The 26,940-nt window shown below is 72.3% G+C and carries 20 protein-coding genes; 11 read left to right on the plus strand and 9 right to left on the minus strand.

Features of this window, described 5'->3' with window-relative positions; genetic code table 11:
• Window positions 1–400: 400 nt before the first annotated feature.
• From UW392_RS28630 to UW392_RS28640, 3 genes are all read right to left on the minus strand, one after another.
• Window positions 401–1,465: a chaplin gene (locus UW392_RS28630; RefSeq protein WP_320778022.1), complete on the minus strand. Its 1,065-nt coding sequence runs from the start codon at window positions 1,463–1,465 to the stop codon at window positions 401–403.
• Window positions 1,466–1,577: 112 nt separating this feature from the next.
• The gene (locus UW392_RS28635) at window positions 1,578–1,835 is read right to left on the minus strand and encodes a chaplin (protein WP_320778053.1); all 258 of its coding nucleotides are present in this window, start codon (window positions 1,833–1,835) and stop codon (window positions 1,578–1,580) included.
• A 285-nt stretch (window positions 1,836–2,120) separates the two neighbouring features.
• Window positions 2,121–2,507, minus strand: a complete 387-nt coding sequence (locus tag UW392_RS28640; protein WP_320778023.1) for a rodlin — start codon at window positions 2,505–2,507, stop codon at window positions 2,121–2,123.
• Window positions 2,508–2,752: 245 nt separating this feature from the next.
• Here UW392_RS28640 and UW392_RS28645 point away from each other — a divergent pair, with 245 nt between their 5' ends.
• Complete coding sequence (locus UW392_RS28645) at window positions 2,753–3,142, plus strand: rodlin (RefSeq protein WP_320778024.1); 390 nt, start codon at window positions 2,753–2,755, stop codon at window positions 3,140–3,142.
• Between the two features lie 112 nt (window positions 3,143–3,254).
• Here UW392_RS28645 and UW392_RS28650 read toward each other — a convergent pair whose 3' ends face one another.
• Entirely contained in the window at window positions 3,255–5,174 is a 1,920-nt protein-coding gene (locus UW392_RS28650) for a long-chain fatty acid--CoA ligase (protein ID WP_320778025.1), read from the minus strand.
• A gap of 346 nt (window positions 5,175–5,520) precedes the next feature.
• On the opposite strand from UW392_RS28650, the gene UW392_RS28655 reads away from it, so the two are divergent.
• A complete protein-coding gene (locus UW392_RS28655) occupies window positions 5,521–6,726 on the plus strand; it encodes a cytochrome P450 (RefSeq protein WP_320778026.1) in 1,206 nt (401 codons plus the stop codon).
• Window positions 6,727–6,771: 45 nt separating this feature from the next.
• Here the strand turns inward: UW392_RS28655 and UW392_RS28660 are convergent, their stop codons facing one another.
• Both UW392_RS28660 and UW392_RS28665 read right to left on the minus strand, forming a co-directional pair.
• The gene (locus tag UW392_RS28660) at window positions 6,772–7,635 is read right to left on the minus strand and encodes an ABC transporter permease (protein ID WP_320778027.1); all 864 of its coding nucleotides are present in this window, start codon (window positions 7,633–7,635) and stop codon (window positions 6,772–6,774) included.
• The gene (locus UW392_RS28665) at window positions 7,632–10,376 is read right to left on the minus strand and encodes an alpha/beta fold hydrolase (RefSeq protein ID WP_320778028.1); all 2,745 of its coding nucleotides are present in this window, start codon (window positions 10,374–10,376) and stop codon (window positions 7,632–7,634) included. The genes UW392_RS28660 and UW392_RS28665 overlap by 4 nt, the downstream gene beginning before the upstream one ends.
• A gap of 367 nt (window positions 10,377–10,743) precedes the next feature.
• Here UW392_RS28665 and UW392_RS28670 point away from each other — a divergent pair, with 367 nt between their 5' ends.
• Window positions 10,744–11,661, plus strand: a complete 918-nt coding sequence (locus UW392_RS28670) for a sugar phosphate isomerase/epimerase (RefSeq protein WP_320778029.1) — start codon at window positions 10,744–10,746, stop codon at window positions 11,659–11,661.
• A gap of 261 nt (window positions 11,662–11,922) precedes the next feature.
• The gene (locus UW392_RS28675; protein ID WP_320778030.1) at window positions 11,923–12,120 is read left to right on the plus strand and encodes a helix-turn-helix transcriptional regulator; all 198 of its coding nucleotides are present in this window, start codon (window positions 11,923–11,925) and stop codon (window positions 12,118–12,120) included.
• Window positions 12,121–12,203: 83 nt separating this feature from the next.
• On the opposite strand, the gene UW392_RS28680 is transcribed toward UW392_RS28675, so the two are convergent.
• Window positions 12,204–13,247 carry a zinc-dependent alcohol dehydrogenase family protein gene (locus tag UW392_RS28680; protein WP_320778031.1) on the minus strand — a complete coding sequence of 348 codons (1,044 nt, stop codon included), beginning with the start codon at window positions 13,245–13,247 and terminating at the stop codon, window positions 12,204–12,206.
• 180 nt (window positions 13,248–13,427) lie between these two features.
• Here UW392_RS28680 and UW392_RS28685 point away from each other — a divergent pair, with 180 nt between their 5' ends.
• Window positions 13,428–13,667, plus strand: a complete 240-nt coding sequence (locus UW392_RS28685; protein WP_320778032.1) for a heavy-metal-associated domain-containing protein — start codon at window positions 13,428–13,430, stop codon at window positions 13,665–13,667.
• Between the two features lie 34 nt (window positions 13,668–13,701).
• Complete coding sequence (locus UW392_RS28690) at window positions 13,702–15,972, plus strand: heavy metal translocating P-type ATPase (RefSeq protein WP_320778033.1); 2,271 nt, start codon at window positions 13,702–13,704, stop codon at window positions 15,970–15,972.
• Window positions 15,973–16,598: 626 nt separating this feature from the next.
• On the opposite strand, the gene UW392_RS28695 is transcribed toward UW392_RS28690, so the two are convergent.
• Together UW392_RS28695 and UW392_RS28700 are read right to left on the minus strand one after the other, a co-directional pair.
• Window positions 16,599–17,888, minus strand: coding sequence for a citrate synthase (locus UW392_RS28695; protein WP_320778034.1), 1,290 nt, complete (start codon window positions 17,886–17,888; stop codon window positions 16,599–16,601).
• A 335-nt stretch (window positions 17,889–18,223) separates the two neighbouring features.
• Window positions 18,224–20,494 carry an ATP-dependent RecD-like DNA helicase gene (locus UW392_RS28700; RefSeq protein WP_320778035.1) on the minus strand — a complete coding sequence of 757 codons (2,271 nt, stop codon included), beginning with the start codon at window positions 20,492–20,494 and terminating at the stop codon, window positions 18,224–18,226.
• 184 nt (window positions 20,495–20,678) lie between these two features.
• On the opposite strand from UW392_RS28700, the gene UW392_RS28705 reads away from it, so the two are divergent.
• From UW392_RS28705 to rbsD, 5 genes are all read left to right on the plus strand, one after another.
• Window positions 20,679–21,692, plus strand: coding sequence for a LacI family DNA-binding transcriptional regulator (locus tag UW392_RS28705; protein WP_320778036.1), 1,014 nt, complete (start codon window positions 20,679–20,681; stop codon window positions 21,690–21,692).
• A 121-nt stretch (window positions 21,693–21,813) separates the two neighbouring features.
• Entirely contained in the window at window positions 21,814–23,424 is a 1,611-nt protein-coding gene (locus UW392_RS28710; RefSeq protein WP_320778054.1) for a sugar ABC transporter ATP-binding protein, read from the plus strand.
• The gene (locus UW392_RS28715) at window positions 23,414–25,366 is read left to right on the plus strand and encodes a substrate-binding domain-containing protein (protein WP_320778037.1); all 1,953 of its coding nucleotides are present in this window, start codon (window positions 23,414–23,416) and stop codon (window positions 25,364–25,366) included. The genes UW392_RS28710 and UW392_RS28715 overlap by 11 nt, the downstream gene beginning before the upstream one ends.
• Window positions 25,367–25,612: 246 nt before the next feature.
• On the plus strand, window positions 25,613–26,524 hold the full coding sequence (locus UW392_RS28720; RefSeq protein WP_320778038.1) for a ribokinase: 912 nt from the start codon (window positions 25,613–25,615) through the stop codon (window positions 26,522–26,524).
• Window positions 26,521–26,910, plus strand: a complete 390-nt coding sequence (gene rbsD, locus UW392_RS28725; protein WP_320778039.1) for a D-ribose pyranase — start codon at window positions 26,521–26,523, stop codon at window positions 26,908–26,910. The genes UW392_RS28720 and rbsD overlap by 4 nt, the downstream gene beginning before the upstream one ends.
• Window positions 26,911–26,940: the final 30 nt, after the last annotated feature.

Consider the following 26,940-nt stretch of genomic DNA (forward strand, 5'->3'; position numbering starts at 1 on the left):
GGCGTCGGCCGGGGCGGGGCCACCGGCGGGGACGGAGCCGGGGGGTCCGCGGCCCGCGCCGCCACGGGACCCATGGCGTACCCGGGGCCCGCGGCGAGGGCGAGCGATGTGACGACACAGGCCGCGACGTACGCGGACGCCGGTCGTGTCCTGCGGGTCCACTGCTGCTGTGGGGCCATGGGTGCTCCTCCCCGACGTCGCGGCTCCGTGCGCTCGCGCGGTCCGCGTCAGCCGGTCACTTACTGACACCCAGTCATATGATCAGCCCCACCACCAACCGGAGCTAGTGCCTTCGGGTGGTCCGGTCGCCCGCACGGGTGAGCGGGGGCGGCCGGCGGCTTCCGTCCGGCAACAGGAAAAGCGGGCCGTGGCTGACGCACGGCCCGCTGAGGTGGTGCGGTCACCGGCCGGAGACGCCCCGGCCCCGCCGGTACAGGAGTGCTCCGCCCGCGAGCAGCGCGGCGCTGACCGCGGAGGCCGTGAACAGCCCCTCGCCGGCACCGGTCTCCGCCAGGACCGGCGCCGGGGCCGGAAGCGGGGCCGGAGCCGGCGGGGCGACGGTCGGCCGCCCGGGCGAGGACGACGACGGACGGTACGACGGCTCGCTCGGCGAGTCGTCGGGGCCCTCGGCTTCGTCGCGGTCCTCACGGTCCTCACGGTCGTCCGGGCCGTCGGGGCGGTCACCCGGTTCCTCGTCCGACGGGCCGTCCGACGGCGGGTCGACCGGATCCGGTGGTGCGTCGTGAGGCGGACGCGGGGTGTCACCGTCGTCGTCCGGCGCCCCGTCGTGATCGCCCGGGTCGTCCCCGTACCCCTTCGGCGACTCGTCGTGGTCCGTCGACGGCGTGGACGGCTCCCGGTCGTCCCCCTCCGGCGGAGCGTCGTGCTCCCGCGACGACGGCGCCTCGTCGCGTCCATCCGGCGGGGCATCGTGCTCCCTCGGCGGCGGGGCGTCGTGCTCCCTCGGCGCTTCCTGCTCACGCTTCTGCGAGGACGCCTGCTGCTCCTTCCGGGGCGCTTCCTGCTTCTCTCGCGGCCCCTCCTGTTCCTTCCGCGGCCCCTCCTGTTCCCTCGCCGGCCCTTGAGGTCCCTTCGGCGGCACATCGTCGTGGGCCTTCGGCGGCGCTTGCCGTCCGTTCGACGACGGCGGCGGCCCGTCATCCCGCCGCGTCTCCCGCGGCCCCTGCTGCCCCTGCGGCTCCCGCGGCCCCTCGTGCTCCACCGGCCCGTCGGCGCAGCCGTTGCCGAAGGCCGGATTCAGCAGCGCGATGACGTCGATGGTGTTGCCGCAGACGTTCAGCGGGAGGTCCACCGGCAGTTGGGCGGTGTTGCCGGCCAGCACGCCGGGCGAACCCGTGGCCGCTCCGGCCGCTCCCGAGTCCGCGGCGGCCGGGGTGCCGTACAGGGACAGGATGCTCGTCGCGGCCGCCGCCGCGACCATTCCCTTGTTCAGGCTCTGTCGCACTCTCGTGGTCTTCCTGATCGAAGAAGTGGAAGATGTGGAAAAGGCCGGCCTCGGATCCCGTGGTGACGGTCCGAGGCCGGCCATGACACAGCCGGTCGGCTGCTGCGCTACGTCAGTCGTTGACGCACTTGTTGCCGAACGCCGGATTCAGCAGCCCGATGACGTCGATGGTGTTGCCGCACAGGTTCACGGGAACGTGCACGGGAACCTCGACGACATTCCCGGAGATGACACCCGGGGAGCCGGTGGCGCCACCCTGGGTGCCCGAATCGGCGATGGCCGGGGCGGCCACACCCATGACCATGATCGCACCGGCGGCGACAGTAACGCTCTTCTTGAGCATCTCGTCTCTTCCCTTCTTAGCGGTCATGCCTCGATGACGGCCGAAACCGAGCGAGCCCAGCTGGATGACTCGCACCATGACCTGCAGCCTGTAAACGAGGAATAGACAAATCAAGAAACTACGGAACATGTGGCACGAGGGAATTCACTCGAATACTCCGCACCACACCCGATCGGCGCGTTACGAGTCGCCGATCCGGTGCGCGGCCGCGCCACGGTCTCGCGGCATCCGACCACCCGGCCGGGTGCCGCCATGGAAGAAGCCCGGACGGCCGCACGACAACGACGGACCGCCCGGACCGCTCCGGCAGGCTCAGCCGTCCTCGTGGGACGACGACAGGATGTCCAGGTCCGACAGGGTCTCCGACAGCGCGGCGTCCCGGTGTGCCTCGGTGGAGTTCTCAGCGCACTGCTGGTTGTCGTCGGTGGAGATGATCGGGATGTCCTGGAGGGCGATCACACCGACGTTGACGTCTTCGACAGCGACGCACGGCTTGTTCACCGAGCCCTGGATCAGAGACAGCCCCGGGCTCTGGTCGCCCTTGGTCACCTGATTGCCGAACGACGTCCCGGCACCGTTACCGCTGGCCGATGTCGGGCCGGCGTCGTCACTGATGGCAAGCGCCTGGGGCGCCGCCGCCACCGACATACCGATGACAGAGGCGGCGGCGGCCGCGGCGACCATGGCCTTCTTGAGCACTTCGCGTTCCTTTCCTCGTAGCGACGCATGTCCTACGGCCTCATCAACCCGACTCATCATGATTGGTTGCGGGGGTTCACCCAATCGGCCCGCACCGCATCAGTAATTCGTGCCGCTCACTCACTCCGGCCGACGGGGAACGACGTCCTCATCGGCCAACCGGGTGAACGGAAGAAACCAGATTGCCCCCATGCAGTTGATCGGAGTGCTCCGGTGACGGGGTTTCTTTCAGAAAGGACTGGCCAATGATCAAGAAGGTTATTGCCACCGCGGTTCTGGCCGCCTCCGTCGTCGGGGCTTCCGCCGTCGCGGCTCCGCAGGCGATGGCGAGCGATGAGGACAGTGGCCCGGCCGCCGCGAGCGGCAACGCCGCGATGGAGAGTTTCGGCAACGCGAGCACGTACGGCAACATGAGCCCGCAGATCGCGCTGATCCAGGGCTCGTTCAACAAGCCCTGCATCGCGATCAGCGATCTGCCGATCAGCGTGATCGGCCTGCAGGACATTCCGATCCTGTCGTCCGACGACAACATGCAGTGCACCGAGAACTCCACGATGACCAAGCGCGACGGGGCACTGGCGCACTTCCTGGACGACGTGGGCATCCTGGCGTACGAGTCGGAGAACGAGCGCTGATCCTGGTCCCGACGCGTGCCGCAGCGGGCCACCGAGTCGTCCGGTGGCCCGCTGCGCCGCGCCCGGGACGTGCGGCGCCGCGCCCCCGCACCGCTCAGTTCCCGCACAGGCCTCAGTTCCCGTACAGCGCCTCGATCTCCGCCGCGTACGCCTCCGTCACCGCCTGGCGCCTGATCTTCAGGGACGGTGTGAGCAGGCCGTTCTCCTCGGTGAACTCGCCCTCCACCAGCCGGAACCGGCGGATGGACTCGGCGCGGGAGACGGCCTCGTTGGCGAAGTCGACGGCCTCCTGCACGTCGGCGCGCAGGCGCGGGTCGTCGGCCAGCGCGGCGAACGGGGTGTCGGCGGGCATGCCGCGTACCCGCAGCCAGTGGGCGACGTCCTCGGGGTCGAGGCTGATCAGGGCGGCGACGTACGGGCGGTTGTCACCGACGACGACGCACTGGCCCACGGGCGGCCGGCTGCGCAGGCGGTCCTCCAGGACGGCCGGAGGAACGTTCTTGCCGCCGGAGGTGACGAGGAGGTCCTTCTTGCGGCCGGTGATGGTGAGGTAGCCGTCCTCGTCGAGGGCGCCCAGGTCGCCGGTGGCGAACCAGCCGTCGGTGAGGGCGGCGTCCGTGGCCCCGGGGTCGTTCAGGTAGGCGCCGAAGACGATGCCGCCCTTGATGAGCACCTCGCCGTCGTCGGCGATGCGGACCGCGGTACCCGGCACGGGGCGGCCGACCGTGCCCGGGCGGGGCCCCAGGGGCGGCACGAGGGTGGCGGCCGCGGTGGTCTCCGTGAGGCCGTACCCCTCGTAGATGATGATCCCGGCGGCGTAGAAGAACAGGCTGAGTTCACGGTCGAGCGGTGAACCGCCGCTGATGGCGTAGCGGGTGCGGCCGCCGAGCTCCTCGCGGACGCGGCGGAGGACCAGCAGGTCGTACAGGGCCCAGGCGGCGTACAGCCCGGGGCCCGGGCCCTTGCCGCGGCCCAGGAACCGTTCCAGATGGGCCCGGCCGAAGCGGACCGCGACCCGGTGCGCGCGGTCGAAGGAGGCGCCGCGGCCGATGCGCTCGGCGGTGGCGCGGCCCGTGGCGTGGATCCTCTCGAAGAGGTACGGGACGCCGACGAGGAAGGTGGGACGGAACTCCTTCAGCGCGGGCCGCAGTTCGGCGGGCCTGATGCTCGGCCAGTGGCCCAGCTCGATGCGGGCCATCAGGCACGCGATCTGGATCGTCCGGCCGAGTATGTGCGCGAGCGGCAGGAAGAGCAGGGTGGAGGCCACCTCGCCGGTGACCGCCTCGAAGACGGGGTGGAGGAGCTCGACGGTGTTGGCGGCCTCGGCGTGGAGATTGGCGTGGGTGAGCGCGCAGCCCTTCGGCCGGCCGGTGGTTCCGGAGGTGTAGCAGATGGTGGCGGTGGAGCCGGGGGTGAGGGCGGAGCGGCGCCTGGTGACCTCCTCGTCCGGGACGTCGCGGCCCAGGGCGGCGAGTTCGGCCGGCGCGCCGTCGTCCAGCCGCCACACGCGCGGCGGTGCGGCGTGCGCGGCGGTCCCGGTGCGGACGGCCTCCGCGTTCGCCGCGGTCTCCGCGAGCACGAAACGGGCCCCGGAGTCCCGCACGATCCACTCGACCTGCTCGGGCGAGGACGTGGGGTAGACCGGCACGGTCTCGCCGCCCGCCGCCCAGACCGCGAAGTCCAGGACGGCCCACTCGTAGCGGGTGCGGGACATCACCGCGACCCGGCCGCCCGGTTCGAGGCCGGCCGCGATCAGGCCCTTGGCGGTGACGGTGACCTCGTGGGCGAAGCCGGCCGCCGTGACGGGCCGCCAGGTGCCGCCCTCGTGGCGGCGCAGCACCACGGCGTCGGGGGCCTCGGCCGCGTTGGTGAAGGGCAGGTCGGCGATGCTGCCGCCGACCGGGGCCGGCACGAGGGCCGGCGCGCGAGCTTCGCGGACGGTGCCGCGCGCGTCCCGGGCGACCTCCACGGTGGCGCGGCCGGCCAGGTCACCGCGGTGTTTCGCCTGCTTCAGTTCCTTGCGTACGCCCATGACGGCTCCCGGTCGCGGCGGGTGTGCTGACGTGCTGCCGTTGGTACTCGCTCTGCTTACCCGGGAGTCAACTTACCGACGCGTAGGAAAATATCAATGACCGGGGGCCGCCCGGTCCGTCACCCGTTCGGCCCATCGGGGGCGGCCGTTCGGTGAGCGGGCACCGCGCCCGCGGCCGGTCCGGGGCCGCCCGCTGTCACCCGGGCCACCAGCAGGAACGATCGCCGCGGGCGGACGGTACCGGCGAGACCGCCCGGCCGTCCGCCACCTCCCGGGAACGAACGGCCGTACGAGAATGACGTGTGCGGAGAACGGCGAAGAACGGGGGGAAGGTGAGAGGTGCGCCATGGCGTCAGACAGCGAAACGATCACGTGTCCGTTCGACTTCCGCGAGGGCCTCGACCCGGACCCCTCGCTCACGGCCCTCATGGCCCGCGAGGCCATCGCCCGGATCCGGCTGCCGTACGGCGCGAGCGACGCCTGGCTGGTCACCGGGTTCGAGGAAGTGCGGCAGGTGACCACCGACCACCGCTTCAGCCGGGCCGCGGTGGTGGGCTCCGACTACCCCCGGATGACACCGGAGCCCATCGTCTCCCCGGAGTCGATCAACGTGATCGACCCACCGCACAGCAGCCGGCTGAGACACCTGGCCGCCCAGGCCTTCACGCCCCGCCACGTGGCGCGGATACGGCAGGACATCACCCGCCTCGCGGACACCCTCCTCGACGGGATGGCGGAGCACGGGCCGCCGGCCGACCTGGTGCGGCACCTGTCCGACCCGCTGCCCCAGCAGACCATCTTCGAGGCGCTGGGGGTCGCCCACGAGGACCGGTCGCGGCTGCAGCAGTACGCCCACGACCTGCTCGCCACCGGCCCGGACAGCCGCCGCACCGCAGCCGGCGCCAAGGCCGAACTGCGCCGGTACTTCGGTGAACTGGTCCGCCGACGACGCCGCTCCCCCGGCACCGACGTGCTCAGTGTGCTGGCCACCGCGCAGCAGGGGGCGGACGCGCTCGACGACCAGGAACTGACGGTCATGGCCCTGACGCTGATGCTCAGCGGCCAGGACACGGCCACCGTCGAGATCAGCGACATCGTCTTCACCCTCCTCACCCGCCATGAACTGATGCGGCACGTACGGGAACGGCCCGGCACCCTGCCGCGCGTCATCGACGAACTGCTCCGCGTCATCCCCTTCCGCAAGGGGGTCGGCATCCCGCGGGTGGCCCTGGAGGACGTGGAGATGGGGGGCGTACGGATCCGGGCGGGCGACTTCGTCCACGTCTCCTACCTGACCGCCAACCGCGACCCGGGCCACTTCCCTGACCCGGACGTCATCGCCCCGGACCGGGCCCCCGCCTCGCACATGACCTTCGGCTGGGGCGGGCACCGGTGCATCGGCGCGCCGCTGGCCCTGGCCGAACTGGAGGTGGCCGTCGGGCGGCTGCTGGAGCGCTTCCCCGGGCTACGGCTGGCGGTACCGCCGGAGGAGGTGCGCTGGGACACCGAGACGATCCGGCGGTTCCCGCTGGAGCTGCCCGTGGCCTGGTGACCCGGGGCGGCCCGGGGGCGGGGCCGCCGGGCCGCCCCGTCGCGCCTAGCTGACGATGTCCTTCCGGGCGAACCCGCGGAACGCCAGGGCGAACAGCACGAGCGCGTACGTGACGGAGATGGCCGTGCCCTGGATCATCCTGCCCCACTCGAGCTGCGGCTGGACGGCGTCGGTCCAGGCGTACAGCCAGTGCGCGGGCACGAAGTCGCGCCAGTCGCCGAGGGCGGTCACCTCGTCGAGCACCTGGCCCACGATGGTCAGACCCACCGCGCCGCCGACCGCGCCCAGCGGCGCGTCCGTCCTGGTGGAGAGCCAGAACGCGAGCGCGGCGGTGACCAGCTGGGAGACGAAGACGTACGCCACGACGATCGCCAGGCGCTGGGCCGCCGTACCGGTGGACAGCGCCCCGCCGACCGGGAGCTGCAGGGGTCCCCAGCCGTAGGCCACGGTGCCGACGACCAGCGCGACGACCGGCAGCAGCACCATCGCGGCCAGGCTGAGACCGAGCGCGACGACGAGCTTGGACCAGAGCAGGCGGGCGCGCGGCACGGGGGCCGCGAGCAGGTAGCGCAGCGAGGACCAGTTCGCCTCGGAGGCGATCGTGTCCCCGAAGAACAGTGCCACGGGGATGACGAGGAGGAAGCCCGCGGCGGCGAACAGGTTCACCGCCGCGAAGTTGGCCCCCGACACCGTGGCCGTGTCCATCAGGTTCACCCGGTTGTTGTTCCCGCCCGGTGTGCCCCCGACCTGGAAGGCGATCAGGAGGACGACCGGCAGGGCCGCCAGCATCCCGAACATGACGAGCGTGCGCCGGCGCTTCAGCTGGCGTACGAGTTCGACGCGCAGCGGCAGGGTGCGGCCCGGCCGGTAGCCGGGGGCCACCTCGCGCGACTCGGCGAGCGTGCTCATCCGGAACCTCCGATCAGGGTGAGGAAGGCGTCCTCCAGGCGGCGGTGCGGGCCGAGGGACGCGACGGGGACCTCGAGCCGTACCAGCTCGACGAGGAGCCGGGCGGCGGCGGTCGAGTGCGGTACCTCGGTGTCGCCGGCGGCGGGCGCGTCCGCGGCGGGCTCCGCCGGGCCGGCGCCCGGTACGAGCCGCACCAGCAGGCCGCCCTGCGTCCGTTCCGCCGACGCGACGCCCGGCAGGGCCGCGACCTTCTCCACCACCGGGTCGGTGACGCCCGCGGCCAGGCCGACGAGGAGGGTGTCGCCCGCGCCGATGATGTCGCTCACGGCGCCCGCCTGGACGAGTCGGCCGCGCTCCATGACCACCAGGTGCGTGCAGGACTGCTCGACCTCGGACAGGAGGTGACTGGAGACGATGACCGTGCGCCCGGCGGCCGCGTAACGGATCATCACCTCGCGCATCTCGCGGATCTGCGGCGGGTCCAGGCCGTTGGTGGGTTCGTCGAGGATCAGCAGGTCCGGCAGGCCGAGCATGGCCTGGGCGATGGCGAGGCGCTGCCGCATGCCCTGCGAGTAGGTGCGCACCGCGCGGGACAGGGCGTCGCCCAGGCCCGCGATCTCCAGGGCCTCCTCCAGGTGGGCGTCCTCGGCCGGCCTGCCGGTCGCCTGCCAGTACAGCTCCAGGTTCTCGCGGCCGGAGAGGTGGGGCAGGAAGCCCGCGCCCTCCACGAAGGCGCCGACCCGGGAGAGCACGGGGGCGCCCGGCCGGATGGCGTGGCCGAAGACGCGGATCTCGCCGTCGTCCGGCTTGATCAGGCCCATCAGCATGCGCAGGGTCGTGGTCTTGCCCGCGCCGTTCGGGCCGAGCAGGCCCAGCACCTGGCCGCGCTCCACGCGGAAGGACAGGTCCTTGACCGCGTACCGGTCGCTGGACTTCGCGTAGCGCTTGCTCAGACCGGTGATGGTCAGCGGGACCTCGGCCAGGTCCGGGTCGGGGGCGGGCGTGGCGGTGCGGCGGCGGGCCGTCAGCAGCAGGGCGAGCGCCACCAGGGCACCGGCCGGCGGCAGCCACCGGACCCATGCGGGCAGCAGCGCGTCCGCCGTGTCCTCCGCCAGGGCGGCCGGCACCTCCAGGTCACCCTTCAGGGAGACCGTGTACGTCGCCGGGGCGGCCGGGGAGGCGTAGCCGAGGTCGGTGGAGGCCAGGACCAGGCGGAGCCGGTGGCCGTCCTCCACCTCGTGGTCGATCGCCGGGAGGGTGATCGTGACGTCCTTGCCCTCCTTGGCGCCCTCCACCTTGACGGGCTCGACGAGTTGCGAGGGCAGCACGGGCTGGGTGCCGTCCGGGCCGACGTCGTACACCTTCGCGAAGAGGACGGCTTCGTCGCTGGTCGACTTCACGTGCACGGTCGCCGTGGGCGAGCCGGTGATCTGCAGGTCCTCCGTGAAGGGCGCCGACTCGAACGCGGCGAACTGCCCGGGGAAGTCGAGGGAGAGGCTGAAGCCCAGGGAGGAGAGCTGGGAGAGGCCGCCGAGGCCGCCGAGGCCCGGCAGGGAGGAGATGGAGGGCGGGCTGGCTCCCGCCGGATTGTCGAAGCTCTGCTCGCGGCCGGTCAGGGCGATCGGCCGCGTCCCGCCGTCGAGGCCGGGGTACTCGTCCGCGCTCGCGCCGGTCAGCGGCACGGTGCCGTCGCCGTCGGCCCGGCCGGCCTCCCTCGAGACCCGGAAGGCGGGACCGGTGTCGGTGCCCGTCTCGTCCTTGAGGTAGCGGTCGAACCACGCCGTGATCCGGGCCTGGACCCGGTCGGTCTCCATGTCGCCGCCGTCGTGGCCGCCCGCGATCCAGTCGACGTCCACGGGGGCGCCGTTGGCCTCGATCGCCTTCGCCGCGGCGTCCGCCTGGCCGAGCGGGAAGAGGGAGTCCGACTGGCCCTGCAGCAGGAGCGTGGGCACCTCGATGCGGTCGCCGACGGCGGAGGGGCTGCGTTCCTCCAGCAGCTCCACCGCCTCCGCGTCCGGCGTCCCGGACGTGGCGACGCGCTCGTACATCTCGCAGATCCGCGCCTCGAAGTCGTCGCACCCGCCGCCGCTGTTGATGAAGTAGCCGGCCCACAGCTTCTTGAACACGCCGTTCGGGAACAGGGCGTCCGCCAGGTCCCAGTACGTGATCGCGGGCGCGATCGCGTCGACCCGCTCGTCGTGTCCGGCGGCCAGCAGCGAGACCGCCCCGCCGTACGAGGCGCCGGCGACGCCCACGCGCGGGTCGCCGTCCCCGTCGAGCTCGACCTCGGGGCGTTCGGCCAGCCAGTCGACGAGCCGGGAGACGTCGGCGACCTCGGCCTCGGGGTCGTTGAGCCCGATCTTCCCGGTCGACTCGCCGAAGCCGCGGGCCGACCAGGTCAGGACCGCGTACCCGGAGCGGGCGAGGTCCTCCGCCTGCTGCCGCACGTCCGCCTTGCTGCCGCCGAAGCCGTGGGCGAGCAGGACGGCCGGGCGGCGCCCGTCGGAGCCGGCGGTGAAGTACGACGTGTCGATCCTCGCCCCGTCCATGGCCATCACCGCGTCCGCGCGGCGTACCTCGGGCGCGTCGTCCGAGGCGGTGGCCGTCCACACGCCGGCACCGGCGAGCACGGCGACGGCGGCGGCCACCGCGGCGGCCGCCCTGCGACGGGTGCCGGGCCCCCGCCGGGCCGGGGGGTCCCCGTCCGCGCCCCTGCGCGATCCGGGCAGTCGAAGATCCATACGTCAACGGTACGGGCCCCCGTCGGCGGCCGGTCAGCCGCCCGCCCGAACCCCCGCTCCACCTACGGGCGTACGCGCCCCGCCCGCGTACTGCGGACGCGGTATGCCCGCCGGTCGGATCCGGGGTGCGGGCGCGGGCGGCGGGGAGGGCGTGGACCTCCGGCGCGGGGCCGCGGCGGGCGGGGAGTCGTCGCCCGCTGTTCGCTCCTGCCAAAGCGAAGCGGCCGCCCGCGCCGGAGGCAGTCGACAGCCGGGGGCACCCGGGTGCCCCCAGAATTATCGGCAACCATGGACCCTGTCAATATTTTGTCCAGACATTCGGACCACGTCTTGACACCCTTCCTGAGGGACCCTCACGCTGACCGCCATGACGTCGTTGTCACCTCAAGGCTCACTCTCCCGCATCCGGATCGGCTCGGCCCCCGACTCCTGGGGCGTGTGGTTCCCCGACGACCCCCAGCAGGTTCCCTGGCAGCGCTTCCTGGACGAGGTCGCGCAGTCCGGTTACGAGTGGATCGAGCTCGGCCCGTACGGCTACCTGCCCTCCGACCCGGCCGTGCTGGCCGAGGAGACGGCGCGGCGCGGCCTGAAGGTCTCCGCGGGCACCGTGTTCACGGGCCTGCACCACGGCCCGGACGTCTGGGACAGGACCTGGGCGCATGTCGCGGACATCGCCGCGCTCACGCAGGCGATGGGCGCCTCCCACCTCGTCGTCATCCCCTCCTTCTGGCGGGACGACAAGACGGGCGAGGTGCTGGAGCCGGACACGCTGACGGCCGCCCAGTGGCGGCACCTCACCTCACTGACCGAGCGCCTCGGCCGGGAGGTGCGCGAGCGGTACGGGCTGCGGATCGTCGTCCATCCGCACGCGGACACCCACATCGACAGCGAGGAGAACGTCACCCGCTTCCTGGACGGCACCGACCCCTCCCTCGTCTCCCTGTGCCTGGACACCGGCCACTACGCGTACTGCGGCGGCGACAGCGTCAAGCTCATCGAGACGTACGGGGAGCGCATCGGCTACCTGCACCTCAAGCAGGTGGACCCGGAGGTCCTCGCCGAGGTGCGGGCGGACGGCACCCCGTTCGGCCCGGCGGTGGCCAAGGGCGTGATGTGCGAACCACCGTCCGGCGTCCCGGCGTTGGAGCCCGTACTGGCGGCCGCGCAGAAGCTGGACGTGGACCTGTTCGCCATCGTCGAACAGGACATGTACCCGTGCGAGCCGGACCGGCCGCTGCCGATCGCGCAGCGCACCCGGGCGTTCCTGCGGTCGTGCGGGGCATAGCCGCCCGGTCGCCCTCGACCGTCAACAGGGCCCTCGCGTACGTCACTCGCAGCGATATGTCTCGTGTGTCACAAAGAGAACTCTTCTGTCACACATGTCACGCCTGAGCGGCTCTTGGGTCACATCCGCTCCACAGCTGATTTCCCATGGTCGTCCTGGGCCGTTGAGGGGAACAGCCTTTGTGATCGCCGGCGCAGCGCCCCGGCTCACCCGACGGCCGGCCCCGGCCGCGACCGCGGCGCGCGCGAGGAGGTGCCTTCCATGACCGACCGCCTCTGGTCCTACAAGGAGATCGCCGCCCACATCCGCGTACAGCCCGAGACCGTGCGCTCCTACCGCAAGCACGGACTCCTGCCCCCGCCCGACCACGTGGAGGCGGGAAGACCCTTCTGGTACGCGGACACGGTCCGCGCCTGGGTCGCCTCCCGCCCCCGGAACCGCGGACGCAGAACCGATTGACCCGGCCGGCTGCCGACGGCCCCGCCCCCGCGCACCGGTCGACGCACGGGGCGGGGCCGGGCGGACCCGGTCGTTCTCCTCGGCTAGCTCCACGGCTCGACGACCGTGACACCTGCCCCCGGCGCCGTCCCCATCGCCTCCAGTGCGGCCGGGGCCGCGTCCAGCCCGATGGCGGAGGTGACGAGGAGGTCGGGGCGCAGCACGCCGGCCCGTACCAGCTCCAGCAGGGGCGGGTAGGCGTGGGCCGCCATGCCGTGACTGCCCAGGAGTTCGAGCTCCAGGGCCACGGCGCGGGGCATGGGGACCGGGGTGGTGCCCGACGGTGAGGGGAGCAGGCCGACCTGGACGTGGCGGCCCCGGCGGCGCAGGCCGTTCACCGAGGCCGCGCAGGTGGCGGGCGAGCCGAGCGCGTCCAGCGAGAGGTGGGCGCCGCCGCCGGTGAGGTCGCGCACGGCCGCGGCCGTGTCCGGCACCCGCGAGGCGTCCACGCACGCGGCGGCCCCGAAGGTCCGGGCCAGTTCCAGGGCGCGCGGTGAGACGTCGACCGCGACGACGCGTGCGCCGGAGGCCGCCGCGATCATCACCGCGGACAGTCCGACCCCGCCGCACCCGTGCACGGCCACCCACTGGCCGGCCGCCACCCGCCCCTGCGCCACCACCGCGCGGAACGCCGTGGCGAACCGGCAGCCCAGCGAGGCCGCCGTACCGTGCGACAGCTCGTCCGGCACGGCCACCAGGTTCACGTCGGCGTGCTCCAGCGCCACGTACTCGGCGAACGAACCCCAGTGTGTGAACCCGGGCTGCGTCTGCCGCTCGCACACCTGCTGGTCGCCCGCCACGCAGGCGGGGCAGGTGCCGCAGGCGCAGACGAAGGGCACCGTGACCCGGTCCCCGGGCCGCCACCGCGCCACTCCGCTCCCCACCGCGGCCACCTCTCCGGCCAGTTCGTGCCCGGGCACGTGCGGCAGCGCGACGTCCGGGTCGTGCCCCTGCCAGGCGTGCCAGTCGCTGCGGCACAGCCCCGTGGCCTCGACCCGCACCACGACGCCGTGCTCGGCGGGGGCCGGATCGGCGACCTCGCGCACCTCGGCCGGCTCCCCGAACCCCTCGAACAGCACCGCACGCATACGTCCTCGCCTCCGCCTCGCCCTCCACCCTCCCCCGCCACTCCTTGGTTAATACCCCCTAGGGGTATAGTCTGGAGGCGTGGGAGGGGAACTCCTGAACCGTCGGGCCCCTTCCGCCCCCGTACCACCACGCACCACCACCCGACAGACATCCACGCCCCACGCCCCGAGGAGAACGCCATGACCGGCCAGACCGACACACCGGGTTCCGTCACGACCGTCTACAAGGTGAGCGGGATGAGCTGCGGGCACTGCGAGGGCGCGGTGTCCGGCGAGATCTCCGAGATCCCCGGCGTCGGCTCGGTGAAGGCCGTCGCCGCGACCGGCGAGGTCACCGTGGTGTCCGCCGCCGCCCTCGACGAGGCGGCCGTGCGCGCCGCCGTCGACGAGGCTGGCTTTGAACTCGTCGGCAAGGCCTGAGCGCCCACTCCGGACGACCCCAATGGGAGCACCTATGACCAGCACCACCGTGGAGGCACCCGCGCACGACCCCCGCCGTCGGATCGAGCTGACGATCGGCGGAATGACCTGCGCGTCCTGCGCGGCCCGCGTCGAGAAGAAGCTCAACCGCATGGACGGCGTCACCGCCACCGTCAACTACGCGACGGAGAAGGCGCGGGTCGCGTACCCCGAGGACGTCGAGGTCGCCGATCTGATCGCCACCGTGGTGAGGACGGGCTACACGGCCGAGGAGCCACCGCCGCCCGCTCCCCCCGAGGACAGTGCCGCCCCCGCGGACGGCCGGGCCGCCACGGAGGACCCCGAACTCGCCGCCCTGCGTCAACGGCTCACGGTCTCAGCACTCCTCGCCGTCCCCGTCGTGCTGCTGGCGATGGTCCCGGCCTGGCAGTTCGACAACTGGCAGTGGCTGTCCCTGACGCTCGCCGCGCCGGTCGTCGTCTGGGGCGGGTACCCGTTCCACCGGGCCGCGTTCACCAATGCCCGGCACGGCGCCGCCACCATGGACACCCTGGTCTCGGTCGGCACCCTGGCCGCCTTCGGCTGGTCCCTGTGGGCCCTGTTCTTCGGCCACGCGGGCATGCCGGGCATGCGGCACGGCTTCGAGTTCACCGTCTCCCGCACCGACGGCTCCTCGGCGGTCTACCTGGAGGTGGCCGCCGGCGTCGTCACCTTCCTCCTCCTCGGCCGCTACCTGGAGGCCCGCTCCAAGCGCAGCGCCGGTACGGCCCTGAAGGCGCTGCTCGAACTGGGCGCCAAGGACGTGGCCGTCCTGCGGGACACCGGAACGGGCGTCCGTGAAGTACGGATCCCGGTCGCGCGGCTGGCCGTCGGCGACCGGTTCGTCGTCCGGCCCGGCGAGAAGATCGCCACCGACGGCGTGGTCGTCGAGGGCTCCTCGGCGGTCGACGCCTCCCTGCTGACCGGCGAGTCCGTACCGGTCGACGTCGCGGTCGGGGACGCCGTCACGGGCGCCACCGTCAACGCGGGCGGCCGGCTCGTCGTGGAGGCGGCCCGGGTCGGCGCGGACACCCAGCTCGCCCGCATGGCCCGGCTGGTGGCGGACGCGCAGAACGGCAAGGCCGAGGTGCAGCGGCTGGCCGACCGGATCTCGGCCGTCTTCGTGCCGGTCGTCATGGTGATCGCCCTCGGCACGTTCACCGTCTGGGCCGCCGTCACCGGTGACCTCACCGCCGCCTTCACCGCGGCCGTCGCCGTCCTGATCATCGCCTGCCCGTGCGCGCTGGGCCTCGCCACCCCGACCGCGCTGATGGTCGGCACGGGCCGCGGCGCCCAGCTCGGCATCCTCATCAAGGGCCCCGAGGTGCTGGAGTCCACCCGCCGCGTCGACACGGTCGTCCTGGACAAGACCGGCACGGTCACCACCGGGCACATGACGCTCCGAGGTGTGCACGTCGCCGAGGGCGCGGCCGAGGAGGACGTACTGCGGCTCGCGGGCGCCCTGGAGCACGCCTCCGAGCACCCGATCGCCCGGGCCGTCGCGGCGGGCGCCCAGGAGCGCGTGGGCACCCTGCCGCCGGTCGGGGACTTCGTGAACACCCCCGGACGCGGCGTGCACGGCCGCGTGGAGGGCCACGAGGTCACCGTGGGCCGCCCGGGGACCGGGCCGCTCCCCGAGGCGCTCACCCGGGCCGTGGAGGCCGCCGGGGCCGCGGGCGAGACCGCCGTCGTCGTCACCGTGGACGGGACGGCCGCCGGTGTCCTCACGGTCGCCGACGCGGTCAGGGACAGCAGCGCGGAGGCCGTCCGGCGGCTGCGCGCCCTCGGGCTCACCCCGGTGCTGCTGACCGGGGACGCCGAGCGGGTGGCCCGCTCCGTGGCCGGCGCCGTCGGGATCGACGAGGTGATCGCCGAGGTGCTGCCCGCGGACAAGGTGGCCGTGGTGCGCCGGCTCCAGGGCGAGGGGCGGAGCGTGGCCATGGTCGGCGACGGGGTCAACGACGCCGCCGCGCTGGCCGCCGCCGACCTGGGGCTCGCCATGGGCACCGGCACGGACGCGGCGATCGAGGCGAGCGACCTGACGCTGGTCCGCGGTGACCTGCTGGTGGCCGCGGACGCGATCCGGCTGGCCCGCAGAACGCTCACCGTCATCAAGGGAAACCTGGTCTGGGCCTTCGGTTACAACCTGGCGGCGCTGCCGCTCGCCGCCGCCGGACTGCTGAACCCGATGATCGCGGGGGCCGCCATGGCCTTTTCGTCCGTATTCGTAGTGACGAACAGCCTTCGCCTCCGGGCATTTTCCTGACGGCTACGTAAGAGTGCCTCTGGAGTCCAACGGCAGCCTCACATAAGCTCTTCACAAGGCTCGCGCATCATCCTTACGCTGGTTCTCCGACCGACGTACGGGGACTCCTGCGTATCTTCAGGACATACGCAGGAGACGCACGTCACAGTGGAGTGCACGTAACCATCGAAGGGGTTCGTGAGTCTAAGTTGGCGATGTCAGTAAGCGTCTTGGGGGGCGCCGACTGACATCTGGGAATGTCTTGGGGGACGTTCCCGGAGATTGCGTTGCCGGGGCACGTGCACCGGGGAGCTTTGAGCGGCCCTCCCGTCCGTACGTACCCCGGCAGACCGCAAGGAGTGGGACCTCGCGTTCCGCTCCCTGCGTGCACGCTCAGCGATTCAGGCGCTGGCCCACCAGACGCCCGGCCGGATCCCGTGGGGGGAATCCGCACCGGGACATGGGAAGGCGCCCTGCTCGCCGGCCCGTGGGGGGACCGGTGGCGCAGGGCGCCTTCTGTATTTTTTGTGGCTCACTCGCGGTTGCCCTGGAAGGGGCCCTGACGTGAAGCAGTCAGCCGGCGGACGGACCACTGGCCGGCCACTCTGTCGCCGTGGCCGGCCAGTAACCGTGAATGCGCGGAGCGCTCAGCGCTGCTCGACCGGGACGAAGTCCCGCTCCACCACGCCCGTGTAGATCTGGCGCGGGCGGCCGATGCGGGAGCCCGGCTCCTTGATCATCTCGTGCCACTGGGCGATCCAGCCCGGCAGCCGGCCGAGGGCGAAGAGGACCGTGAACATCTCGGTCGGGAAGCCCATGGCCCGGTAGATCAGGCCGGTGTAGAAGTCGACGTTCGGGTAGAGGTTGCGCGAGACGAAGTAGTCGTCGGAGAGCGCGTGCTCCTCCAGCTTCAGCGCGATGTCCAGCAGCTCGTCGGACTTGCCGAGGGCCGAGAGGACGTCGTGCGCGGCCGCCTTGATGATCTTCGCGCGCGGGTCGAAGGACTTGTACACCCGGTGGCCGAAGCCCATCAGGCGGACGCCGTCCTCCTTGTTCTTCACCTTGCGGATGAAGGAGTCGACGTCGCCGCCGTTGGCCTGGATGCCCTCGAGCATCTCCAGGACGGACTGGTTGGCGCCGCCGTGCAGCGGGCCCCAGAGGGCGGAGATGCCGGCGGAGATCGAGGCGAACATGTTCGCCTGCGAGGAACCGACCAGGCGGACCGTCGACGTCGAACAGTTCTGCTCGTGGTCCGCGTGCAGGATGAGCAGCTTGTCCAGGGCCGAGACGACGACCGGGTCGAGCTCGTACTCCTGCGCCGGCACCGAGAACGTCATGCGCAGGAAGTTCTCGACGTAGCCGAGGTCGTTGCGCGGGTAGACGAAGGGGTGGCCGACCGACTTCTTGTACGCGTACGCCGCGATGGTCGGGAGCTTGGCGAGGAGGCGGATCGTCGAGAGGTTGCGCTGCTCCTCGTCGAACGGGTTGTGGCTGTCCTGGTAGAACGTCGACAGGGCGCTGACCACGGACGACAGCATCGCCATCGGGTGGGCGTCGCGCGGGAAGCCCTTGAAGAAGTTCTTGACGTCCTCGTGCAGCAGGGTGTGCTGCGTGATGTCGCCCTGGAAGGCGGTCAGCTGGTCGACGGTCGGCAGCTCACCGTTGATCAGCAGGTAGGCGACCTCCAGGAAGGAGGAGCTCTCGGCCAGCTGCTCGATCGGGTAGCCGCGGTACCGGAGGATGCCCTGCTCACCGTCGAGGTAGGTGATGGCGGATTTATAGGCGGCGGTGTTCCCGTAACCGCTGTCCAGAGTCACCAGACCGGTCTGGGCGCGGAGCTTCCCGATGTCGAAGCCCTTGTCACCGACGGTGCTGTCGACCACCGGGTAGGTGTACTCGCCGTCGCCGTACCGCAGTACTACTGAGTTGTCGCTCACGTCTTCCCTCACCGACATAGTGCCTCATCTTCGAGGTGCCCTGACTGTCTCTACCATCCCCCATTTGGCTCAGGAGAGTGCACTCGGGGTCGACCATTGGGCTAATCGGCGGCACTCAGTGCCGCCAGCCTGCCCATCCTGCCCGCTCGGTCCCGGCCATGGAAGTGCTGTGTGACGTTTCCGACTCGTTTGATCGATCATTCTCCACAAGGGCCGTCCGGGGTGCGCTTCCGGCCCTTTCCGGCCCGCCCTCCCGGGCCGTCCGGCGTCCTCTCCGAGGGGGTACCCGGCCGGCCACGGACCACGTCCGGAGCCGTCCGTCCCGTCCGTCCGTATCAGCCGGCCGGCGGGTGGGGCGAGAGGCGGAAGTCGAGCGCCGTGCAGCGCCGTCCGGCCGACACCGTACGGACCGCCTGGCCGATCGCCTTCCGTGAGCCGACGAGGACGACGAGCCTCTTGGCCCGGGTCACCGCCGTGTACAGCAGGTTGCGTTGGAGCATCATCCACGCGCCCGTGGTCACCGGCACCACCACCGCCGGGTACTCACTGCCCTGGGAGCGGTGGATGGTCACCGCGTAGGCGTGGGCGAGCTCGTCCAGCTCGTCGAAGTCGTACGGCACCTCCTCGTCCTCGTCGGTCAGGACGGTCAGGCGCTGGTCGACCTGGTCGAGGGCGGTGACGACGCCGACGGTGCCGTTGAAGACGCCGTTCTCGCCCTTGTCGTAGTTGTTGCGGATCTGGGTGACCTTGTCGCCGACGCGGAACACCCGGCCGCCGAACCGCTTCTCGGCGAGGTCCGGGCGGGCCGGGGTGATCGCCTGCTGCAGAAGGCCGTTGAGGGTGCCCGCGCCCGCGGGGCCGCGGTGCATCGGGGCGAGGACCTGGATGTCGCGGCGCGGGTCCAGCCCGAACTTCGCCGGGATGCGGCGGGCCGCCACGTCCACGGTGAGCCGGCCGGCCTCCTCGGTCTCGTCCTCCACGAAGAGGAAGAAGTCCTTCATGCCGTCGGTGACCGGGTGCTGCCCGGAGTTGATCCGGTGGGCGTTGGTGACCACGCCCGACTGCTGGGCCTGGCGGAAGACGCGGGTGAGGCGGACGGCCGGGACCGGACTGCCCTCGGCCAGCAGATCGCGCAGCACCTCGCCCGCGCCGACGCTCGGCAGCTGGTCGACGTCGCCCACGAAGAGCAGGTGGGCGCCCGGCGCGACCGCCTTGACCAGCTTGTTGGCGAGGAGCAGGTCGAGCATGGACGCCTCGTCGACGACCACCAGGTCCGCGTCCAGGGGGCGCTCACGGTCGTACGCCGCGTCGCCGCCCGGCTTGAGTTCGAGCAGGCGGTGGACGGTGGAGGCCTCGGCGCCCGTCAGCTCGGCGAGGCGCTTGGCGGCGCGGCCCGTGGGCGCGGCCAGCACCACCTTGGCCTTCTTGGCACGGGCCAGTTCGACGATCGAGCGGACCGTGAAGGACTTGCCGCAGCCCGGGCCGCCGGTGAGCACGGCGACCTTCTCGGTGAGCGCGAGCCGGACGGCCTGCTCCTGCTCGGGCGCGAGCTCCACGCCCGTACGCCCCTTCAGCCAGCCGAGCGCCTTGTCCCAGGCGACGTCGCGGAAGCCGGGCATGCGGTTCTCGTCGGTGCGCAGGAGGCGCAGCAGCTGGGCGGCGAGGGAGAGTTCGGCGCGGTGGAAGGGGACCAGGTAGACGGCCGTGACGGGATCCGCCCCCGCGTCCGGGCCCGGCACCTTCTCGCGGACGACCCCGGGTTCCTCGCCGTCCTCCCCGGGCTCCGCGAGGGCGGCGAGGCACTCGATGACGAGGCCGGTGTCGACCTGGAGGAGCTTGACCGCGTCGGCGATCAGCCGTTCCTCCGGGAGGTAGCAGTGGCCCTGGTCGGTGGCCTGGGAGAGGGCGTACTGCAGGCCGGCCTTGACGCGCTCCGGGCTGTCGTGCGGGATGCCGACGGACTGCGCGATCTTGTCGGCGGTGAGGAAGCCGATGCCCCAGACGTCGGCCGCGAGGCGGTAGGGCTGGTTCTTCACCACGGAGATCGAGGCGTCGCCGTACTTCTTGTAGATGCGGACCGCGATGGACGTGGACACCTCGACGGTCTGGAGGAAGAGCATGACCTCCTTGATCGCCTTCTGTTCCTCCCAGGCGTCGGCGATCTTCTTCGTGCGCTTGGGGCCGAGGCCGGGGACCTCGATGAGGCGCTTCGGCTCCTCCTCGATGATCGTCAGGGTGTCCATGCCGAAGTGCTGGGTGATGCGGTCGGCGAAGACCGGGCCGATGCCCTTGACCAGGCCGGATCCCAGGTAGCGGCGGATGCCCTGGACGGTGGCGGGCAGGACGGTGGTGTAGTTCTCCACCGTGAACTGCTTGCCGTACTGCGGGTGGGAGCCCCAGCGGCCCTCCATCCGCAGCGACTCGCCGACCTGGGCGCCGAGCAGCGCGCCGACGACCGTGAGGAGGTCGCCGCCGCCTCTGCCGGTGTCCACGCGCGCGACCGTGTAGCCGTTCTCCTCGTTGGCGTACGTGATGCGCTCGAGCACGCCTTCCAGCGTGGCGAGCCGTCGCTCTCCCGCCGGAGGGCTCCCCGCCTGATCGGTCATGATCCGACGGTACCGCCCGGCACCGACAGGGCCGCCCGGCGCCGGAAGTCGCGGGTCCGTCGCGCTCGCGTCCTTCGGGTGCGGGCACATCACAATCCGGTCTCGGGGGCTTGCGGGCGACCCGTGTAATCGATTCCAATCCTCCGTGTAATCGATTCCACGGGCTCACGAGGAGGTGATCCCGATGGCGGGCATCAAGGATGTCGCCGCCGCGGCAGGTGTCTCCGTCGCCACGGTGTCCCGGGTGCTGAACGGCCATCCGTCGGTCAGCGCGGACGCCCGCACACGCGTCGAGGCCGCCGTCGAGACGCTGGGCTACCGCCCCAACGCCGTCGCCCGTTCCCTGCGCACCGACCAGACCCGCGCCCTCGGCCTGGTCATCAGCGACGTGCTCAACCCCTACTTCACCGAGCTGGCGCGCTCCGTGGAGGAGGAGGCCCGCGCGCTCGGGTACAGCGTCGTCATCGGCAACGCCGACGAGCGGCCCGACCTCCAGGACCACCACGTACGGACCCTGCTGGACCGCCGTATCGACGGCCTCCTGGTCTCCCCGACCGACGGCGCCTCGCCGCTGATGCTGGACGCCGCGCGCGGGGGCACGCCGATGGTCTTCGTCGACCGGTGGATCCCGGGCGTGGACGTGCCCGTGGTCCGCTCGGACGGCCGGGCGGCCGTACGGGACCTGGTCGCGCACCTGCACGGACTCGGGCACCGGCGGCTCGCGATAATCGCGGGCCCGGCGGCGACCACGACCGGCCGGGAGCGCGTGGAGGCGTTCCGGGAGGCACTCGCCGCGTACGGTCTCGAACTGCCCGACGACTGCATCGGCCAGGGCGACTTCCAGGCGGCGAGCGGACGCCGGGTCACCGAGGGCTTCCTGGACCTGCCCGAACCGCCCGAAGCCGTGTTCGCGACGGACAACCTGATGGCGCTGGGCGCGCTGGACGCCGTCCGCGCGCGCGGGTTGCGGGTTCCCGACGACATCGCGCTCGCGGCCTTCGACGACATCCCGTGGTTCGTGCACACCGACCCGCCGATCACCGCGATCGCCCAGTCCACCGGCGACCTGGGCCGGGCCGCCGTGCGCGCGCTCGTCGACCGCATCGAGGGGCGGCCCGGCGAGTCCGTCACCCTCCCCGCCCGTCTCGTCGTACGCCGCTCGTGCGGCGAGCCGGACGCCACGCCGCCCCGCGCCTGACCCCGGACTCAACACACGCCACACGCCCTCGTACGACCCGCGTCACCACGCACATCACCGCCACACCCGCATACCCGCACATCCCCGTACAAAGGAGTACGACGTGAGCGACCCGGACCAGGTGTCGCGCGACGAACCGCCGCGCACCGAGCCACCGCGCACCGAGCCGCCGCCGCCCGCCGAGTTGCTGCGCATCGAAGGCATCCGCAAGAGCTTCCCCGGAGTGGTCGCGCTCGACGGCGTCGACTTCGACCTGCGCCGCGGCGAGGTGCACGTGCTGCTCGGCGAGAACGGCGCCGGCAAGAGCACGCTGATCAAGATGCTGTCCGGCGCGCACCGTCCCGACGAGGGCCGCATCCTCGTCGACGACGAGGAGGTGCGCATCCACGGCGCCCAGGACGCCGAGCGCCTCGGTATCGCCACGATCTACCAGGAGTTCAACCTGGTTCCCGATCTCACGGTCGCCGAGAACATCTTCCTGGGCAGGCAGCCGCGCCGCTTCGGGATGATCGACCGCAAGCGGATGGAGGCCGAGGCCGCCGTCCTGCTGGAGCGCGTCGGTGTGACCGTGTCCCCGCGCGCGCGGGTGCGCGAACTCGGCATCGCCCGCCTCCAGATGGTGGAGATCGCCAAGGCGCTGAGCCTCGACGCGCGCGTGCTGATCATGGACGAGCCCACCGCCGTACTGACCTCCGAGGAGGTCGAGAAGCTCTTCGCGATCGTGCGCCGGCTGCGCGCGGACGGTGTCGGCGTCGTCTTCATCACGCACCACCTGGAGGAGATCGCCGCCCTGGGCGACCGGGTCACCGTCATCCGCGACGGGAGGAGCGTCGGCCAGGTGCCCGCCGCCACGCCCGAGGACGAACTCGTCCGCCTCATGGTGGGCCGCTCCATCGAGCAGCAGTACCCGCGTGAGCGTGAGGAAGCGGGCGAGGCGCTGCTCCAGGTCGAGGGTCTCACCCTGGACGGCGTCTTCCACGACGTGAGCTTCGAGGTGCGGGCCGGTGAGGTCGTCGGCATCGCGGGGCTGGTGGGAGCCGGCCGTACCGAGGTCGTCCGCGCGGTCTTCGGCGCCGACCCCTACGACCGGGGGAGCGTGAAGGTCGCGGGCAGCGCGCTGCGCCGCCACGACGTCAACGCGGCCATGGACGCCGGCATCGGCCTCGTCCCCGAGGACCGCAAGGGCCAGGGCCTCGTCCTGGACGCCTCCGTCGCCGAGAACCTGGGCCTGGTCACCCTGCGCGGGGCGAGCAGGGGCGGCTTCGTCGACCTGAAGGGGCAGCGGGAGGCCGCGGCCCGGGTCGCCGGGCAGCTCGGGGTCCGGATGGCCGGGCTGCACCAGCACGTGCGCACCCTGTCCGGCGGCAACCAGCAGAAGGTCGTCATCGGCAAGTGGCTGCTCGCCGACACCCGCGTGCTCATCCTCGACGAGCCGACGCGCGGTATCGACGTCGGCGCCAAGGTCGAGATCTACCAGCTGGTCAACGAGCTGACGGCCGCCGGGGCCGCCGTCCTGATGGTCTCCAGCGACCTGCCCGAGGTGCTCGGCATGAGCGACCGGGTGCTGGTCATGGCCCAGGGCCGGATCGCGGGCGAACTGCCCGCCGCCGAGGCCACCCAGGACGCCGTGATGGCCCTCGCCGTCAGCACGCCCACCACCCCTCCCACCACCCCTGACTCCATGACCGAAGTGACCGAAGTGACCGAAGTGGAGGCCCCCCGTGGCCGCTGACACGCTCAAGAGCAAGACGGGCGCGACCGGCGCCGCGGGGCTTCGCCGCCTCCTCCTCGACAACGGCGCGCTGACCGCGCTCATCGTCCTCGTCATCGCGATGTCGGCGCTGTCCGGCGACTTCCTGACCGCGGACAACCTGCTCAACGTCGGCGTCCAGGCGGCCGTGACCGCCATCCTCGCCTTCGGCGTCACCTTCGTGATCGTCTCGGCGGGCATCGACCTGTCGGTCGGCTCGGTGGCGGCCCTGTCGGCCACCGTCCTCGCCTGGACCGCCACCTCGGAGGGCGTGCCCGTCTGGATCGCGGTGATCCTCGCGATCGCCACCGGCATCGCCTGCGGCCTGGTCAACGGCGTGCTCATCTCGTACGGGAAGCTCCCGCCGTTCATCGCCACGCTGGCCATGCTGTCGGTGGGCCGCGGTCTGTCGCTGGTGATCTCGCAGGGCAGCCCCATCGCGTTCCCCGACTCGGTCTCGCACCTCGGTGACACCCTCGGCGGCTGGCTGCCGGTGCCCGTGCTGGTGATGATCGTCATGGGTGTGATCACGGCCGTGGTCCTGGGCCGTACGTACATCGGGCGCGCCATGTACGCGATCGGCGGCAACGAGGAGGCGGCGCGGCTCTCCGGCCTCCGGGTCAAGCGGCAGAAGCTCGTCATCTACGCGCTGTCCGGCCTGTTCGCCGCCGCCGCGGGCATCGTCCTCGCCTCCCGCCTCTCCTCCGCGCAGCCGCAGGCCGCGCAGGGGTACGAGCTGGACGCGATCGCCGCGGTCGTCATCGGCGGCGCCTCCCTCGCGGGCGGCACCGGCAAGGCGTCCGGCACGCTGATCGGCGCGCTGATCCTGGCGGTGCTCCGCAACGGGCTCAACCTCCTCTCCGTGTCCGCCTTCTGGCAGCAGGTCGTCATCGGTGTCGTCATCGCGCTCGCGGTGCTGCTGGACACGGTGCGGCGCAAGGCGGGGGCGGCCCCGGCGGCGGCCGGTGCCGGTACGCCGGGCGGCAGGGGCAGGCAGGCGGCGACGTACGTCATCGCCGCCGTGGTCGCCGCGGCGATCGTGGGTGCGATGTCCTTCCTGCACAGCGGCTCCTCCGCCGGGAAGAACGAGAAGGTCGGCCTCTCCCTGTCCACCCTCAACAACCCCTTCTTCGTGCAGATCAAGGAGGGCGCGCAGGAGGAGGCGGACCGGCTCGGCGTCGACCTGACGGTCACCGACGCGCAGAACGACGCCTCCCAGCAGGCCAACCAGCTGCAGAACTTCACCAGCTCGGGCGTCGGCGCGATCGTCGTCAACCCGGTGGACTCCGACGCGGCCGGGCCCGCGGTGCGCGGCGCCAACGAGGCCGACATCCCCGTCGTGGGCGTCGACCGCGGCGTCAACAAGGCGGAGACCGCCGCGCTCGTCGCCTCCGACAACGTGGAGGGCGGCCGGCTGGGCGCCGAGGCGCTGGCCGAGAAGCTGGGTGGCAAGGGCACCATCGTCATCCTCCAGGGCCAGGCCGGCACCTCCGCCAGCCGCGAGCGCGGCGCGGGCTTCGCCGAGGGCCTGAAGGAGTACCCGGGGATCAAGGTGGTCGCCAAACAGCCCGCGGACTTCGACCGGACCAAGGGTCTCGACGTGATGACCAACCTGCTCCAGGCCCACCCGGACATCGACGGCGTCTTCGCCGAGAACGACGAGATGGCCCTCGGCGCGATCAAGGCGCTCGGCGCGAAGGCCGGGAAGTCCGTCGCCGTCATCGGCTTCGACGGCACGCCCGACGGACTGAAGGCGGTCGCGGACGGCACGCTGTACGCGTCGGTCGCCCAGCAGCCGTCCGAGCTCGGCCGGATCGCGGTCCGCAACGCGCTCGACGCCGTGGGCGGCGAGGAGCTCGACGAGGCGGTCATGGTGCCGGTGAAGGTGGTCACGGCGGAGAACGTGGACGGCTTTACGGGCTGAGAGCCTGTGTCATATCCCCGGTCGGATCAGCGCGCGGCGTCTGGTGCGTGCGATCGCAAGGCGCCGGAGCGTCCTCAATGGGGGTCCCCCCGGGCCGTTCAGGCCTGGGGGAGGAGCTATCAGGGCGTTTCGGTAACGCGGCGAGCGTGCGTGCCAGGCGTCGCGCGCCCGGCCGGGGATATGGCACAGGCTCTGAGGTCCGGGACGGAACACGGGAAGCCGGAGAGACGGAGAGGGAGACAGCACATGTACGACTACGACCTGCTGGTCGTGGGGTCGGCCAACGCCGACCTGGTGATCGGGGTCGACCGGCGGCCCGCGGCCGGGGAGACCGTGCTCGGCTCCGACCTGGCCGTCCACCCGGGCGGCAAGGGCGCCAACCAGGCGGTGGCCGCCGCCCGGCTCGGGGCCCGCACGGCCCTGCTGGCCCGGGTCGGCGACGACGCGCACGGGCGGCTGCTGCTCGACTCGCAAGCCGACGCGGGCGTCGACACGGCCGGCGTGCTGGTCGGCGGGGCGCCCACCGGGGTCGCGCTGATCGCGGTCGACCCGTCCGGGGACAACAGCATCGTGGTGTCACTGGGCGCCAACGCCCGCCTCACCCCGGAGGACATCCGGGCGGCGGCCGGCCTCCTGCGTGCCTCCCGGGTGGTCTCCACCCAGCTGGAGATCCCGCTGGAGTCGGTCGTGGAGGTCGCCAGGGCCGTACGGGACCTGCCGGAGGGCACGACACGGCTCGTCCTCAACCCCTCGCCGCCGCAGCCCCTGCCCGAGGAGGTCCTCGCGGCCTGCGACCCGCTGATCGTCAACGAGCACGAGGCGCGGGTCATCGCGGGCGGCGACCTCGCGGGCTCCCCCGAGGACTGGGCGCGGGCGCTGCTGGCGCTGGGCCCGCGCTCCGTGGTGATCACGCTGGGCGCACGGGGCGCACTGGTGGCGTCGGCCGAGGGCACCGTACGGGTACCGGCGGTGACGGTGGAGGCCGTGGACACGACAGGCGCCGGTGACGCGTTCACCGCCGCGCTGGCCTGGAAGCTCGGGCAGGGCGACACGCTCGCCGAGGCCGCCGCGTACGCCGCCCGGGTCGGCGCCGCCGCCGTCACCCGGGCCGGCGCCCAGGCGTCGTTCCCCACCGCCGAGGAGGTCGCCGCGCTGTGAAGAAGACCGGGATACTGAACCGCCACCTGTCGGGCGCCCTCGCCGAACTCGGCCACGGCCACGAGGTGCTGGTCTGCGACGCGGGCATGCCGATACCGGCGGGCCCCCGCGTGGTCGACCTCGCCTTCCGCGCCGGGGTGCCGTCCTTCGCCGAGGTACTGGACGGGCTGCTCGACGAACTCGTGGTCGAGGCAGCGACCGCCGCGCACGAGGTCCGGGACGCCAACCCGGAGGCGGCGGCCCTGCTGGGGGCCCGCCTCCCCGCGCTGGAGCTCGTCACCCACGAGCACCTGAAGGAACGGTCGGCGCACGCACGGCTGGTCGTCCGCACCGGGGAGGCCCGGCCGTACGCGAACGTGCTGTTGCGGTGCGGGGTGTTCTTCTGAGCGGTGGCCGTGCGTACAGCATCGAGGGGC

This window comes from Streptomyces sp. CRN 30 (genome assembly GCF_034105845.1).

Bases quoted from the DNA above. Each gene is read 5' to 3' on its own strand.
- UW392_RS28700 (WP_320778035.1), bottom strand. From the start codon at position 20,494: ATGACCGATCAGGCGGGGAGCCCTCCGGCGGGAGAGCGACGGCTCGCC.
- UW392_RS28680 (WP_320778031.1), bottom strand. From the start codon at position 13,247: ATGCGTGCGGTGCTGTTCGAGGGGTTCGGGGAGCCGGCCGAGGTGCGC.
- UW392_RS28645 (WP_320778024.1), top strand. From the start codon at position 2,753: ATGATCAAGAAGGTTATTGCCACCGCGGTTCTGGCCGCCTCCGTCGTC.
- UW392_RS28720 (WP_320778038.1), top strand. From the start codon at position 25,613: ATGTACGACTACGACCTGCTGGTCGTGGGGTCGGCCAACGCCGACCTG.
- UW392_RS28665 (WP_320778028.1), bottom strand. From the start codon at position 10,376: ATGGATCTTCGACTGCCCGGATCGCGCAGGGGCGCGGACGGGGACCCC.
- UW392_RS28675 (WP_320778030.1), top strand. From the start codon at position 11,923: ATGACCGACCGCCTCTGGTCCTACAAGGAGATCGCCGCCCACATCCGC.
- UW392_RS28635 (WP_320778053.1), bottom strand. From the start codon at position 1,835: ATGACCGCTAAGAAGGGAAGAGACGAGATGCTCAAGAAGAGCGTTACT.
- UW392_RS28690 (WP_320778033.1), top strand. From the start codon at position 13,702: ATGACCAGCACCACCGTGGAGGCACCCGCGCACGACCCCCGCCGTCGG.
- UW392_RS28685 (WP_320778032.1), top strand. From the start codon at position 13,428: ATGACCGGCCAGACCGACACACCGGGTTCCGTCACGACCGTCTACAAG.
- UW392_RS28655 (WP_320778026.1), top strand. From the start codon at position 5,521: ATGGCGTCAGACAGCGAAACGATCACGTGTCCGTTCGACTTCCGCGAG.
- UW392_RS28705 (WP_320778036.1), top strand. From the start codon at position 20,679: ATGGCGGGCATCAAGGATGTCGCCGCCGCGGCAGGTGTCTCCGTCGCC.
- UW392_RS28650 (WP_320778025.1), bottom strand. From the start codon at position 5,174: ATGGGCGTACGCAAGGAACTGAAGCAGGCGAAACACCGCGGTGACCTG.
- UW392_RS28660 (WP_320778027.1), bottom strand. From the start codon at position 7,635: ATGAGCACGCTCGCCGAGTCGCGCGAGGTGGCCCCCGGCTACCGGCCG.
- UW392_RS28670 (WP_320778029.1), top strand. From the start codon at position 10,744: ATGACGTCGTTGTCACCTCAAGGCTCACTCTCCCGCATCCGGATCGGC.